The organism is Methylomonas aurea, assembly GCF_024505045.1.
In the GTDB taxonomy this organism is placed as follows: domain Bacteria; phylum Pseudomonadota; class Gammaproteobacteria; order Methylococcales; family Methylomonadaceae; genus Methylomonas; species Methylomonas aurea.
In genome coordinates this window covers 89,266-102,041 of sequence record NZ_JANIBM010000007.1, presented here as the reverse complement: position 1 = coordinate 102,041, position 12,776 = coordinate 89,266, and the positions used below count along the sequence as shown (strand labels likewise).

General features: G+C 56.4%; 16 protein-coding genes. 7 read left to right on the top strand and 9 right to left on the bottom strand.

What is annotated here, in order from left to right:
• Positions 1 to 17: 17 nt before the first annotated feature.
• From NP603_RS08415 to NP603_RS08395, 6 genes are all read left to right on the top strand, one after another.
• Positions 18 to 266: a hypothetical protein gene (locus tag NP603_RS08415; RefSeq protein ID WP_256610417.1), complete on the top strand. Its 249-nt coding sequence runs from the start codon at positions 18 to 20 to the stop codon at positions 264 to 266.
• 51 nt (positions 267 to 317) lie between these two features.
• A complete protein-coding gene (locus tag NP603_RS08410; protein WP_256610416.1) occupies positions 318 to 596 on the top strand; it encodes a hypothetical protein in 279 nt (92 codons plus the stop codon).
• A gap of 301 nt (positions 597 to 897) precedes the next feature.
• Positions 898 to 1,308, top strand: a complete 411-nt coding sequence (locus NP603_RS21990) for a type II toxin-antitoxin system MqsA family antitoxin (RefSeq protein WP_371928801.1) — start codon at positions 898 to 900, stop codon at positions 1,306 to 1,308.
• Between the two features lie 239 nt (positions 1,309 to 1,547).
• Positions 1,548 to 1,877: a hypothetical protein gene (locus NP603_RS08405; protein WP_256610415.1), complete on the top strand. Its 330-nt coding sequence runs from the start codon at positions 1,548 to 1,550 to the stop codon at positions 1,875 to 1,877.
• Between the two features lie 901 nt (positions 1,878 to 2,778).
• A complete protein-coding gene (locus NP603_RS08400) occupies positions 2,779 to 3,234 on the top strand; it encodes a YaiI/YqxD family protein (protein WP_256610414.1) in 456 nt (151 codons plus the stop codon).
• Positions 3,235 to 3,818: 584 nt separating this feature from the next.
• Positions 3,819 to 4,814 (top strand): alpha/beta hydrolase, encoded by a 996-nt coding sequence (locus NP603_RS08395; protein WP_256610413.1) that lies wholly within the window; start codon positions 3,819 to 3,821, stop codon positions 4,812 to 4,814.
• Positions 4,815 to 4,829: 15 nt separating this feature from the next.
• Here NP603_RS08395 and NP603_RS08390 read toward each other — a convergent pair whose 3' ends face one another.
• The 3 genes from NP603_RS08390 to NP603_RS08380 form a co-directional block, all read right to left on the bottom strand.
• A complete protein-coding gene (locus tag NP603_RS08390) occupies positions 4,830 to 5,096 on the bottom strand; it encodes a hypothetical protein (protein WP_256610412.1) in 267 nt (88 codons plus the stop codon).
• A gap of 72 nt (positions 5,097 to 5,168) precedes the next feature.
• Positions 5,169 to 6,344 carry a right-handed parallel beta-helix repeat-containing protein gene (locus NP603_RS08385; protein ID WP_256610411.1) on the bottom strand — a complete coding sequence of 392 codons (1,176 nt, stop codon included), beginning with the start codon at positions 6,342 to 6,344 and terminating at the stop codon, positions 5,169 to 5,171.
• Positions 6,322 to 8,361 carry a methyl-accepting chemotaxis protein gene (locus tag NP603_RS08380; RefSeq protein WP_256610410.1) on the bottom strand — a complete coding sequence of 680 codons (2,040 nt, stop codon included), beginning with the start codon at positions 8,359 to 8,361 and terminating at the stop codon, positions 6,322 to 6,324. Before NP603_RS08380 ends, NP603_RS08385 begins: the two co-directional genes overlap by 23 nt.
• Positions 8,362 to 8,595: 234 nt before the next feature.
• Between NP603_RS08380 and NP603_RS08375 the strand changes: the two genes are divergently transcribed.
• Positions 8,596 to 8,991, top strand: coding sequence for a CBS domain-containing protein (locus NP603_RS08375; RefSeq protein WP_256610409.1), 396 nt, complete (start codon positions 8,596 to 8,598; stop codon positions 8,989 to 8,991).
• 101 nt (positions 8,992 to 9,092) lie between these two features.
• On the opposite strand, the gene NP603_RS08370 is transcribed toward NP603_RS08375, so the two are convergent.
• The 6 genes from NP603_RS08370 to NP603_RS08345 all read right to left on the bottom strand — a co-directional run bounded on the left by NP603_RS08370 (position 9,093) and on the right by NP603_RS08345 (position 12,774).
• A complete protein-coding gene (locus NP603_RS08370) occupies positions 9,093 to 9,656 on the bottom strand; it encodes a hypothetical protein (protein ID WP_256610408.1) in 564 nt (187 codons plus the stop codon).
• Positions 9,657 to 9,852: 196 nt separating this feature from the next.
• The gene (gene dtd, locus NP603_RS08365; RefSeq protein WP_256610407.1) at positions 9,853 to 10,305 is read right to left on the bottom strand and encodes a D-aminoacyl-tRNA deacylase; all 453 of its coding nucleotides are present in this window, start codon (positions 10,303 to 10,305) and stop codon (positions 9,853 to 9,855) included.
• A complete protein-coding gene (locus tag NP603_RS08360) occupies positions 10,302 to 10,715 on the bottom strand; it encodes a gamma-glutamylcyclotransferase family protein (RefSeq protein ID WP_256610406.1) in 414 nt (137 codons plus the stop codon). Before NP603_RS08360 ends, dtd begins: the two co-directional genes overlap by 4 nt.
• A 19-nt stretch (positions 10,716 to 10,734) precedes the next feature.
• On the bottom strand, positions 10,735 to 11,373 hold the full coding sequence (gene msrQ, locus NP603_RS08355; protein ID WP_256610405.1) for a protein-methionine-sulfoxide reductase heme-binding subunit MsrQ: 639 nt from the start codon (positions 11,371 to 11,373) through the stop codon (positions 10,735 to 10,737).
• Positions 11,374 to 11,376: 3 nt separating this feature from the next.
• On the bottom strand, positions 11,377 to 12,309 hold the full coding sequence (gene msrP, locus NP603_RS08350; protein WP_256610404.1) for a protein-methionine-sulfoxide reductase catalytic subunit MsrP: 933 nt from the start codon (positions 12,307 to 12,309) through the stop codon (positions 11,377 to 11,379).
• 78 nt (positions 12,310 to 12,387) lie between these two features.
• On the bottom strand, positions 12,388 to 12,774 hold the full coding sequence (locus tag NP603_RS08345; protein ID WP_256610403.1) for a Rossmann-fold NAD(P)-binding domain-containing protein: 387 nt from the start codon (positions 12,772 to 12,774) through the stop codon (positions 12,388 to 12,390).
• Positions 12,775 to 12,776: the final 2 nt, after the last annotated feature.

Genomic DNA, 12,776 nt, shown 5'->3' with positions numbered 1-12,776 from the left:
ATATAAGGAATTCTAAAGTGGCAGTAAATACAAAAATAGTTGATAGACTCATTCAGGAATTAATAAAAGAAAAATCTCCTCTTCCGTTTAGACATTACGTTTATGATGAGAATACGGGGGTTAGGTATGAAGTTATTGTAAACAAAGTTGCTCAAAAACCTCTGCAATTTAATGAATCAAGACTTAGTAAGTCAATGACGTACGATGCGGTATTAGGCCCTAAAGGTCAGCCTTGCGGTTGTTGTAATGGTAGCGGTAAATCGTAAGATTGATTTTTTACTCAGTAGTCTTAAGTTAAATTTATTTAGGAGTATTCTATGAAAATAAATATGGCTCACCTCCGAGAACGCGCCGCTTCAGGTGGATGGATTGATTTTGCAATATTTGACGCAAGATCAAATTCAGGAAGTGATTCTGATAACAACACGTTGCTAAATCAACTTACAGTTAAGGCTCGATTAGCAGGATTGAATGTTGATCAATCAGCACTTGCTTATAATCAGAATGGGCGTATCAAGTTTTATGGCTCAAAAAATCTTGTTGATTACTTATCTCATGGAGGAGTGCCAAGATGGACGCATACAATAGATGTGTAGGGCTGTAGATTTTTTCATCCTTCCCACGTTCCAACGTGGGAAGGATGAAGCAATGATACGCTGCCGCGAAGCTTGATTTAACGCCGGTTCGCGGACCGGCAACCGCGATACTTTCTTTTGCGTAGCCAAAAGAAAGCCGGGTAGGGTGGGCACGGTTTTTGTGCCCACGCGGAATTTAAAACTTTTAACAATATTGTTTCGCTATCGCGAAGCCCAAATTTAACGCCGGTTCGCGGACCGGCAACCGCGATACTTTCTTTTGTTTGGCCAAAAGAAAGTATCCAAAGAAAAAGCCACCCCGATGCCGCTTATTTCCTGCGCGCCGGAGGGTTTGAGCGGGGTTTTCGGAAGGGCTGTCCTAGCCCTCCGAAAACGCGCGGCATCCCTGCCGCGCCCCTGTCGGGCTGATCCGCCCAAACCCTCCGGTGCTCGGCGCGGCATAGGGGGTTGTGGGCGCATCGCAAAATTATTTATACCGGCAAAAGCTATGCGTTGTCCGATTTGCAAATTTGGCTTTATGATTGATTCTTTATCGAATGTAACGCTGGACTCTGGCAAGGCGGTTTTAATATTCAAAAATGTGCCTGCCAAGGTTTGCAATAACTGTGGCGAAGAGTATTTCGAGGGAAATATCACTGCGTCGATTCTCACGCAGGCAAGCTCACCATTAAGCCAGTCCTCGCAATTTCAAGTACGACGTTTTGACTGGTAACCAAGCTCCGGCTGATCTTGGAAGCTGTTGCTTCTCGATTAAATTAACGAAAGCTGGAGCTTTCAATATAAAGATTCCCAGTCTGGAGTTTGGGACTAGGAAATTTATGATTATAAAAAGACCGAATAATGTTTGCTATTGTTGTAGTAATAATTGGTTACAGGGTCGAAGTGACTGTAATTAAATCGATCATCTATAACAAGGTTTAATAATCCATTCACAATACAAGGCTTAACTCGATGTTGGTTAAAATAATATTTCTCAGTTTAGTTATCTCATTTTTATCAAATTCTGTTTTGGCTGAGGATTCTATTGATAAGGCTTTTAAGTTGTGTGCTGTTTTTGATGGGACCGGTCTCTTAAGCGAAAAATGCAAGGTTTCTGGTTCAAATTTTTCTGTAGATGTATCAATTGATACCTCATCGAAAGAAGCTATTCAAATATGTAAGCAAATAGTTGGCATGTTAGCCAAGGATAAGGTTTATTTTGATGATGGTGATTGGAAAATACGAATATATTCGCCATTTTCGAATGGAAAGACAATTGCGAATTGTAATTTGCCAAGCTAAAGCGGGGTAGGGTGGGCACGGTTTTTGTGCCCACGCGGAATTTAAAACTTGTATGAATTGTTTCGCTATCGCGAAGCCCAATTTAACGCCGGTTCGCGGACCGGCAACCGCGATACTTTCTTTTGTTTGGCCAAAAGAAAGTATCCAAAGACAAATCCGCCGGGAGCGGATTTGGACGCCAACGGCGCACGAAGTGCGAGCGCCCGGACGGCGCGAGTCAGCAGGCCACCCCGATGCCGCTTTGATCCTCCGCGCCTAAGGGTTTGAGCGGGGTTTTCGGAAGGGCTGTCCTAGCCCTCCGAAAACGCGCGGCATCCCTGCCGCGCCCCTGCTGGGCTGATCCGCCCAAACCCTCCGGTGCTCGGCGCGGCATAGGGGATTTGGTATGCGCTGCGCGCGAAAAGGTGTGGCCGCGTTGCGGCCCTTTTTGACTGGTAACCAAGCTCCGGCTTGGTTACCTGATCTTGGAAGCTCTTGCTTCTCGATTAAATTAACGAAAGCTGGAGCTTTCAAGATAAAGTTCCCAAACTGGAGTTTGGGAACCAGAAGAAGCAAACCAATCGGCATTATTCTGCTGCCCGGTAACCCGTTAATTACCTACGAGACCGGTTCGGGGTTGGTCCCGTTATTCCGCCCCGAGCATCGCAGATTTTGACGAGATTAGCCCGAAGGGGCGATGCATGGATGCATCGCGTTTTACGTAGGGGCCGGGAAGCCCCTTCGGAAAACCCTCGGCAAAATCGAGAAGCGCAGGATTAGGGCGGAATGCCGGGTGTCGTTTCTTTTGGGTACTTTTCTTTGGACAAGCAAAGAAAAGTACCCCGCTTGCCGGTGCGGGAACCGGCACTCAAAAGCATCCGTCGCGATAGCGACACCAAAAATAAAAAAACATCTACTCACCATGCAAATCTGGATCGACGCCGACGCCTGCCCCAAGGCGATCAAAGACATTCTGTTTCGGGCGGCGGAGCGCTGCCAATTGACGACCACGCTGGTGGCGAACCAAAGCATCCCAATCCCGCCGTCGCGTTATATCCGCATGCTGCGCGTTGCCGGCGGCTTCGACGTGGCGGATAACGAGATCGTGCAGCGCATGGTGGCGGGGGATTTGGTCGTGACCGGCGACATTCCGCTGGCGGCGCAAGCGATAGCCAAAGGCGGCCACGTTATCGATCCGCGCGGCGAGCGTTATAGCAAACACAATATCGGCGAACGCTTGGCGATGCGCGACTTCATGGATGGCTTGCGCAGCAGCGGCGTCGATACCGGCGGCCCCGCGGCGTTGAATGCGCGCGACGTTCAAGCCTTCGCCAACCAACTGGACCGCTTGCTGGCCCGGCCTGCCGGCGAGCGCTAAGCCGCTCGATTCCGGTTGTGCCTGGTGAGCTAGCGTTTTCTATCGCTTGTCATATCGGTTTAAACAGCAGGAGATGAAGATATCAGCTTCTGTACCTTAACCGGGCGAGTGCACGCACCGCGTTTGCTCATTACCGCGCTTCCCACATGCCGCCGTCGATAGGGCAGCAGGATGATGACGAAGCGAAGGGCATCGGTCACGTCATCGGACGCATGTTTTAACCGGTATTTTTCTAATGTTTCGTTCCCGCGAAGCCCAATTCAACGCCGGTTCGCCAGCCGGCAGTCGCGATACTTTCGCTACGAAAACCATCCCCGGTTTTCGCCCTGCGGACCAGCCTAGCGGCTGTTCAAATTCGTTCCAAACGAATTTGTGCTTGTTGTTTGCTCTCTTTTAGTGACGCAAAAGAAAGAAATTCGGCTTTCAGTCCGAGAACCGATGTCAGTTAACCGTCGCGAAAGAGATGCCGCTACAAACAGAAGAGGCCGGCGCGGCACTTATTGTTATGGTTGCTGTCCTTAGCAGTGTTGGGTAAAAAGAGTAATCTGTAGCCCTGTTGTTTGGCCTTGGCTGGAAGTTGATTTATGTCTGTGGTTTTACGCTTGTCCGGTTCGGTGCGCTGCTGGTTGCCGGCGCTATTTCTGATTTTGGTCGCCAGCGGCTGCGCGCCTGCCGTGGTGGCGCCGCTGCCTGTCGCCGGGGCGGCTCGTCTGGACGATAGCCGCTTTGTCACCGCCGACGGCGAGACGCTGGGGGTCAGCGTCTGGCCGGCCGCCCAGCCCAAAGCAATCGTCATTGCTGTGCACGGTTTCAACGATTATCGGCGCTTCTTCGCGGCCACCGCGGAATATCTACAGCAGCAGCAGGTCGCCAGTTATGCCTACGACCAGCGCGGGTTCGGCGAAAGCCGGACGCCCGGACGCTGGGCCGGCGACGACACCTATGCCGACGACCTCGGCCAATTTACCCGGCTGGTACAGGCCCGGCATCCGGGTGTGCCGGTTTATCTGTTGGGCGAAAGCATGGGCGGTGCGGTCGTCGTCAACGCGATGACCCGGCAGGACAAACCGGCGGTGGCCGGCCTGATCCTGGCGGCGCCTGCCGTCTGGGGCCGGGATACCATGCCCTGGTACCAGACCTCGCTGCTGTGGACGCTCTACCATACCGTACCGTGGATGACCTTGACCGGCAAAGGCCTGAAGATCATGCCGTCGGACAATATCGAGATGTTGCGGGCGCTGGGGCGCGATCCGTTGGTGATCAAAGAAACCCGGGTCGACGCAATCTACGGCCTGACCAATTTGATGGATAACGCTTTGGGGGCGGCGGAAAAGCTTGACGATGAGACCTTGCTGTTATACGGGCGAAAAGACCAGATCGTCCCGCCGGAACCGACCAATCTGTTTGTCGAAGCGATGTTGTCCGGCCGGCCGGACAACAAAACCGTGGCTTATTACCAGAACGGGTATCACATGTTGCTGCGCGACCTGCAGGCGCCGGTGATCTGGCGCGACATAAACGCTTGGATCGACCACAGCTTACAACGCGCCGAATTGCAAGCCGCCGCCAACCGGTTTTGACGCGACCGATAGAGTTTATTTTTTTCCGTTCAACAATTGCGCGAAAAAGATGATCAAACCGATCGCAAAAACGGCGGAGTACACCGCCAAACCGGTCTCTTCGCTACTTACCGGGGTATGGGCGCGCTTGGCGGCCAGTACCGATGCCGAGGTTCTTCCGTCGACTTCGTAGCCGGTTTTGGTCTGGGTTTCGGCGGCCGGCGCCAAGGCCGGTAGGCCGAGCAGCAACGCGAGGCTGAGTGCGGTTTGGGCTAATTTTGGGAAGCGGCGTGTTTGCGGCATAGCGGTTACCCGTCGGCGTCAATGAGGCGAAGTAGGGCGATTGTGCCGAAAAACCGCGCAATTTAAAAGGCTTTAGCGCTTGCCATCAAACTCGTAGGCGCCGGCATCGACCGGGCCGTTGCTCGGCCGAACTTTCAATCCCAACGGATGGCGGTATTCGAATTCGGCCGCCAAGGCCACGCCGCTTGCGGAGAGGCCAGGTGCAACGCCTTGGTCGATCGCTCCGGCTCCGGCCTGCAAACGGTAATCGAAACGGCCGGCATCGGCGAACAGCTCTCGCTCCGCCCGGACGTTATGCGCTTCGCGAAACGGGCCCAGGATAGTCGCGGCTTGGCCGAGCAGCAGATTGTTGATCAGCACTGCAGCGGCGACGTTGTGGTTATGCAGGAAATAACTGCCGGTCTTGGCGTTGACCAGCGTGTTGTTCACCAGATACAGGGCGTATGGTTGGTTCTGGTTATGTTCTGCGGCGAAAGATACCATCGCCGGATTCTCGCTGTCGGCCGCCTGGTACAGTTGGTTGCCGATCAGATAACTTTCGCCGGCGTCCGGCAAGTCCACCAAGTAGCTCGAAGCCCGCGTCTCGTCGCCGATCCGGTTGTAGAGCAGGACATTGAACATGGCGCGGGATTTGACGTTATGGCCGGTCTCGGCGTCGTGAATGTAGCTGTTACGCAGCGTGAAGCGCTTGATGTTGCCGATGTAGACGTTGTGGCCCAACTTGCCGTGCAAACGGTAATCGACGGTATTGTCGTTGAATTCGGAACCCTCGATCAGAATCTCCCGCTGCGGATCGGCACCGGTCAGCAACCCCATCTGGTTATGGTGGACATGGCAGTGGCGGAGGGTTAACGAGCGGCCTTCGTAGCGGATGCCGGCGCCGTTTAACGCCGCCGCTTCGGCGCCGGTGAATTCGATGTTCTCGATTTCGACCTGGTTGCCTTTAACGACCCAAATCGCCTTGCCTTCGGCGCTGAGGCCGTTGGCGTGCAGTCGCGCCAAGCCGCCGCTACCGCGCAGGCTCAGACGGTGCTGCGGCCACACCGCGACATCGCCGGAGTAGATTGCGGCATCGATGTAAACCGTGTCGCCGTCCCGCGCCAATCGGGCGGCTTGGCTGGGCAGCTTCAGCGTCCGTTGCGGCCCGACATACCAATCCTTGGCCGTTGCCGCGTTCAACGCCAGCAGGCAAGTCAGCGCGGCGCCGGTCAGCGGCCGGAACCGCTCAGCTCTCGTAGGTCGCGGCATGGTTGAAATAATCGAAGCAGGCTTGTAAGCCGCGGGTAGTCTCCGGCGACGGGAATTCGGCGAATTTGACGCCGTAATGGTGCTCGCCGTCGATTTTCTTGTACCAGACGATCTTGCAATCCAGGTCCAGCGGCGTTTGCGCCTCGTATTCTTCGATATTGCCGTAAGGAATCCGAATCCGCAGGTCGATGTGGTCGTTGACCCGATTCGGTAGCGGCAGCGGTAGGCGCAGGCAGGCGCCACTCATACTGAAATCGGCCGTGACGCCGTCCAAGGTGCAATTGCCGCTTTCGACATGGGCCAGCAAGTAGTGAGCGGTACGCGGGTACTTGCGGTGTTCGTTCGGTAGCGGTTTAGCCACCCGGCGTTCGTCGAAGTTAAAGTGCTCGAGCATCTCGCGCATTTTTTCGGTGACTTGGTATAGGTCGTCGCTGATGGTGCGAGTGATGTGGACCTTGGATTCGTTCTGGCCCAGGGCTTCGAACAGCGCCTCGACCCGGGTTTGCAACTGGCCGACGTTGTCCAGTTGCGCTTCGGTGGCATTCGAGATTTGTTGGGCGGTGCGGGCGTTTTCCTCGACTTGACCGACGATTCGATCGATCACGACGCTGGTGGTCTCGGCCTTTTCCATGCCTTGCTTGGTGAGATGGATTATCGAGCCCATCGCCAGCGTATTTTGTTCGATGATCTTGGTCAGTTCGGCAATGATGCTGCCGATTTCCGCGGTGGCGCCCGAGGCGTTTTGCGCCAGTTTGCGCACTTCGTCGGCGACTACTGCGAAACCGCGGCCGTATTCGCCGGCTCGGGCCGCTTCGATTGCCGCATTCAATGCCAGCAGATTGGTTTGTTCGGTGATGTTGCGTATCGTCGTGGTGATGTCCTGGATTTGGCGGTTGGCTTCGCGTAGGGCGTTGGTTTTAGCTTCGGCGCTTTCCACTTCCTGGACCACGCGCCGCATTTCCTCCAGATTTTCTTGCACGGCCAGGATGCCTTGCTGAGCGGTGTTATGCGTTTCCTGGGTGCGTTCCCGAATCGTGTCGGTAAAGCGGTCGACTTCTTCCGAGGCCTGGCGCAACTGCTGCACGGCTTGGCGGACTTCGGAAGAACGCGATTGCTCGGAACGGTTGGCGTTGGAAATGCCGCCGGAGATATTCGCGATCTGGTATGAGGATTGGCCGATTTGTTTGCTGACCGTGCTGATTTGGCGCATGTGCCTGGACAGTTCGCTGCCCATGTTTTTCATGATCGCCAGCAGGCTCGCCGTGTCGCCGTTTACGACCTCAATCTCCACATCCAGCTGGCCTTTGGCGATCTTACTAGCCATTTTCGAGGCATATACCGGTTCTCCGCCCAGCACCGCCAGCAATTTTCTCTTCAGCCAGATATTGGCGCAGACGATCAACAGCAACGCCAAACCGGCTACGCCGGCGCTAACGCCGAACATCTGAGCGGATATCCGGTTTTGCCGGGCCGTTGCGGCCTTGACCTGCTGTTCCAGGCGCCCGGACAGGTTGTCCAGGGTTTCGGCCAGTGCCGCCGAAGCAGCATCGAAGCCGGTCTGGGGCGCTTTCATGATGGTATTGCCGGCATCGCGGCCGTCGCGGAAATAGGCGTCGGCCATGTGTTTGCCGACGCTGTACAACTCGTCCACGGCATGGTCGGCGGCCACAATGTCCGTTTGAAATTCCGGCAATATTCGCATCAAACGCGCCATCTCCCCATGCGCGGCGGTTTTTTCCTCCAGCGCTTCGCTGTAATCGTTTTCGCCGACTGCGGCGGCATCGGTAAGAAATTGTTGAATCTGTACCACGTGGTAGCGGCCGTTCTTGAACGCCAGCGTGGCTTCGGTCAGGCGGGCCTTATCGTTCTCCGCGGCAACCAGCCGATCGTGAGTAAGCCAAACGATGACGTTGCCGATGATCAGCAGCGCAGCAACTGTCGCAGTCAGCGTTATTAACAATCTGCGTAGCGAGAATTCGCCGCTTGTCGCGGAAAGTCCTTGATCGTGCATTGCCATGGTCGTCTCTGGTCGGAATTGCCTGCAACAAGCTTAGCCGTTAATGCCCGCGCTGCCAGCCGGCATGCGGATTTGGCTGGTGGGTTGTCCGTGGTGCCGGCGGCACATAATAAAGCTGGATACCCGGCCGAATATTGATAATAATCGCTGTTACGGTACAGAAACCGGTTCCGGCGTGCCAAGCCCGAGCTGGGGTGTTGTGCCGACAACAATAATAAGCGCAGGAGGTTTACCATGTTAGCCAAAATTGCGGTGGCCGATTACATGTCGGCCAAAATGATTACCGTCACTCCCGATACCCAGATTACTCAGGCCGTTAAAAAATTATTGGACCATAAAGTCACCAGTTTGCCGGTGGTGGACGAGCGCGGCAAATTGGTCGGCGTGTTTTCCGAAAAAGAAGGCATGAAAGTGTTCGTCGGCTCGGCCTACAACCAGACCTTGGAAGGTACGGTCGGCGAATATATGAACAAGGACCCGCAACTGGTCAACGGCGACGACAGTTTGGTCGACGTCGCAGCCAAGTTTCAAGAATCGGCTACCCGCAGTTTCCCGGTCATGCAGAACGGCGAACTGGCGGGCATGATCAGCCGGATAGACGTGTTGCGCGCCTTGCTGGCTATTCGCTGAGCCGAAAAAACAAACGGCCCGAACGCATCGCGCCGGGCCGTTTCGCTTATTGCGGCAATGCTTACCCGATGGGATAAGCGTCGCCGTTTTCGGGCGTTAAATTACTTCTCGCATTTATGGCCGCTGCCGCAGCAGTCTGCCATGTTGCCGCCGTGCTTATGGCAATGTTCGGCGCCGCATTGATGGGCGGCTGCGCCTTTGTGGTGGGAGCAGTGGCCGGCGTCGCAATGTTTGGCCGCGTCGGCTTCGTGGTGCGCACAGTGCTCGCTGCCGCATTCGTGAGGTTTGGCGTTGGCATCGCCCGCGCAATGTTTGGCGCAGACCGCGTCTTTGGCGTGCGGATGGTCGGCGCAATGTTTCGCGCAATCGTGGTCGGCCAAGGCTTTGTCGGCGCAGTGTTTCAGGCAGGCCTTATCTTTCTTGCCTTTACTTTTCTTGCAATGCGCTTCGCAGTCGTGCATCGCATCGGCTTTGTGTTTGGCGCAATGTTCGGGACTTACTGCCGGCGCGCTTTCTACGGCCGGGACCGGAGCCGGTGCGACGGCAGCCGGCGCCACTACTGCCGGTTCCGCATTGGTCTCGTCGACCGGTTTCGCCGATTCGCAGCCGCTGAGGGCAAACAAAGCAGGTAACACGATGGCCAGCAATAAATGACGATTCTTCATAAGCATATCTCTATGGTTGATTAGGGTGGCGCGATTTTAGTAGCAAGCGGGTTACGCTGCAAATTAAATTGCGTTATTTAACATAGTTCATTTTGAAGTACCGTTTCGGGAGCGAACGGTATTTCGCTAGCAGTAGATTGGTTCGGCGTTAGGACGCCGCCGAGGCGGTTGCGACTTCGGCCAAGGCGGTCGGCGTTTAGCGGGCTTTATCCAGACAACGCAGGGTAAAAGTCACCGGACCGTCGTTGACCAACGAGACTTTCATGTCGGCGCCGAAGCGGCCGAATTGGCAATGGGGGTAGATTGCCGCGGCGCGTTGCCGGGCGTATTCGAACAATTCCCGGCCCATCTCCGGCGGCGCGGCCATGGTAAAGCTGGGGCGATTGCCGCGATCGGTGTCGGCGGCCAGCGTGAATTGCGGCACCAACAGCAGGCCGCCGTTAATATCGCGCAAGCTCAGATTCATCTTGTCGTCGGCATCGGCGAATATCCGGTAATTCAGAATCCGCTCCAGCAGGCGATCGGCTTGCTTAGGGGTGTCGGCTTTTTCCACGGCTAATAACGCCATGATGCCGGAGCCGATAACCCCGATATCGATGCCGTCGACCGTGACTTTGGCTTGGGTGACGCGTTGGATGACGCTGATCATGCCTGTTCCTGAGGTTGGAGAAAATAATCGCCGCCGGCGATAGCGCGCAAGCCGGCGGTCGGGCGATTGTATAGGTAAACCCAGGCCGACAAAACCCGCCGGTCGGCCAAACGCACCGGACGCCGCACCCGGCGGTATTCGTGCGGCGGCGGAAAATGCCGCGTGCATTCTTCGTAGCGGTCCAGTGCTGCCAGCGTGCGCCGGCCGTTGCGCAGACGGTAGACTTCGCCTTGGACCCGGCCGCGGCCGGCGTCGACTGCGCCCGGATAGCCGTCCAGCCGGTAAAGTCGGCCAGCCAGCGTCGCCGGGCCGACCCATTCGCAGCCTGCCAGCAGCGGGTGGTTGCTGCAAGCTCCCGGTTTTCGGCGCAGGCTGCCGTAGACGAACAGGTAATCGCGGATCGGGTTCAAGGGGGCGCTGGTTAGAAAATCAGGTTGATCGGGCTGGCTTCGGTCGCCGAAAAAGCGGTCCGCCGAGCCGGTAGGCGACGCGGACGCCAAGCAGTATCGCCAAAACCGAGGCGAAGGCAAGCGGATTGCTCAAGTCTTTTTTCACCAGCCACCAATAATGAACGACACCGCCGATTGCGCAAGGGTAGACCAGACTATGCAAGCGCAGCCAATTTTTGCCGCCCAGTCGGCGCAGCATCTTATCGGTGGACGTCACCGCCAACGGAACCATTAACAGAAAGGCCGGAAAACCCACCGTGATATAAGGCCGCTTGGCGATGTCCTGCACGATGGCCTCCCAATCGAAGAACTGGTCCAGTACCAAATAAGCCAGCAGATGCAGGCTACCGTAGCCGAACGCGAACAAGCCTAGCATGCGCCGCAGCCGGATCGGCCAGCTCCAGCCCGACAGCCGGCGCAGCGGCGTCGCCGCCAATGTCACCATCAGCAAAGTCAGGGTCCAGAAGCCGGTGACGTGGGTAATCTTTTCGATCGGATTGGCGCCCAAATTGTCCAGACACGCGTTGAAGCCCAATTTTCCCAAGGGCAGCAAGGCCAGGCAAAACGCCGCGATTTTAATACGGGCCAGGGCTTTGCCGTCTAGCGATACGTTAGCCATAGGTCAGAAGTAGCGGGCCAAGTCCATGCCGGCGTATAGCGGCGCGACCTGTTCGGCGTAGCCGTTGAACATCAGGGTTTTGCGTTTCAGGAATTCGCCGATGCGGCGTTCCTTGGCTTGGCTCCAGCGCGGATGGTCCACCTCCGGATTGACGTTGGCGTAAAACCCGTATTCGCTGGGACCGGCCTGCATCCAACTGGTGGTGGGCTGTTGTTCCAGGAAGCGGATCGCGACTATCGATTTGGCGCTCTTGAAACCGTACTTCCACGGCACCACGATCCGCAGCGGCGCGCCGTTTTGCGGCGGCAGCACCTCGCCGTATAAACCGACGGTCAGTAGCGTCAGCGGGTGCATGGCTTCGTCGAGGCGCAGGCCTTCGCGGTAGGGCCAGTCCAATACCGCCGATTTCTGGCCGGGCATTTGCTGCGGGTCGTGCAGACTGACGAACTCGACGTATTTGGCCTTGCCGGTCGGTTCCGCGCATTTGATCAATTCGGCCAGCGGAAACCCCAGCCAGGGGACCACCATCGACCAGGCTTCGACGCAACGCAGGCGGTAAATCCGCTCCTCCAGCGGCGCTATTTTCAAGATCTGGTCGATATCCAAGGTTATGGGTTTCTTGACTTCGCCTTCGATGCGGACGCTCCAGGGCCGGGTCTTCAAGTTGCCGGCGCGGGCGGCCGGATCGTCCTTGCCGGTGCCGAATTCGTAAAAATTGTTATAACCGGTGACCGACTGCAACGGCGTCAAGGCCTCGGAGGTACTGAATTCCGACTTTTTGATCTCGCCGAAGCCGCCCGCCGCCCATAGCGGTTGCGGTAACAACGCCGCCAACGCCGCGCCGCCCGCCGTTTGCATGAATTTGCGGCGGGCTTGAAATAAGTGCTTGGGCGTGATTTCGGCGGCCGGGATTTTGGGGTAGTGGTAATTTTTCATGGATGCCTTCTGGTCCGGAAATTAAATAGCAGACGGATTGCGTTGATCAGTGATAAGGATTTTGCCGCCAAGTTCCGATTAGGTTTGGCTTGCGCCGCCAGCCGCGGCCAAAAACGGCGCAACGGCGTCGTAACTCAGGACCAGTGCCGGCGGATCGGTTGAGCCCAAAGCCGCCGATAGCGCTACGGCGTGCGAACCGGCGCCGACCAACAGGTCCGGTTGGCCCCAATAGGCCAGCAGCACGTCGCACAGGCTGCGTAGTTCTCCCGGAACAGCAATATCGGCCCGAAACGCCATGGCCTGGCCGCCGCGGTTGCGGATGCGTTCCGCCAGATGCTCCGCAGCATCGCGCCGATCCGGGTAATTCAGCATGACTCTGGCGCCGGCCGCGCCTGCGGCGCAAGTCGCGTCGATCACCAGCGCGGTTTTGCCGTGCAGAGGCAATAAGGTATTGGAAGGCGACATGC

Coding starts and splice junctions, on each gene's coding strand:
- NP603_RS08410 (WP_256610416.1), top strand. CDS start 318: ATGAAAATAAATATGGCTCACCTCCGAGAACGCGCCGCTTCAGGTGGA.
- NP603_RS21990 (WP_371928801.1), top strand. CDS start 898: ATGCCGCTTATTTCCTGCGCGCCGGAGGGTTTGAGCGGGGTTTTCGGA.
- NP603_RS08405 (WP_256610415.1), top strand. CDS start 1,548: ATGTTGGTTAAAATAATATTTCTCAGTTTAGTTATCTCATTTTTATCA.
- NP603_RS08400 (WP_256610414.1), top strand. CDS start 2,779: ATGCAAATCTGGATCGACGCCGACGCCTGCCCCAAGGCGATCAAAGAC.
- NP603_RS08395 (WP_256610413.1), top strand. CDS start 3,819: ATGTCTGTGGTTTTACGCTTGTCCGGTTCGGTGCGCTGCTGGTTGCCG.
- NP603_RS08390 (WP_256610412.1), bottom strand. CDS start 5,096: ATGCCGCAAACACGCCGCTTCCCAAAATTAGCCCAAACCGCACTCAGC.
- NP603_RS08385 (WP_256610411.1), bottom strand. CDS start 6,344: ATGCCGCGACCTACGAGAGCTGAGCGGTTCCGGCCGCTGACCGGCGCC.
- NP603_RS08380 (WP_256610410.1), bottom strand. CDS start 8,361: ATGGCAATGCACGATCAAGGACTTTCCGCGACAAGCGGCGAATTCTCG.
- NP603_RS08375 (WP_256610409.1), top strand. CDS start 8,596: ATGTTAGCCAAAATTGCGGTGGCCGATTACATGTCGGCCAAAATGATT.
- NP603_RS08370 (WP_256610408.1), bottom strand. CDS start 9,656: ATGAAGAATCGTCATTTATTGCTGGCCATCGTGTTACCTGCTTTGTTT.
- dtd (WP_256610407.1), bottom strand. CDS start 10,305: ATGATCAGCGTCATCCAACGCGTCACCCAAGCCAAAGTCACGGTCGAC.
- msrQ (WP_256610405.1), bottom strand. CDS start 11,373: ATGGCTAACGTATCGCTAGACGGCAAAGCCCTGGCCCGTATTAAAATC.
- msrP (WP_256610404.1), bottom strand. CDS start 12,309: ATGAAAAATTACCACTACCCCAAAATCCCGGCCGCCGAAATCACGCCC.
- NP603_RS08345 (WP_256610403.1), bottom strand. CDS start 12,774: ATGTCGCCTTCCAATACCTTATTGCCTCTGCACGGCAAAACCGCGCTG.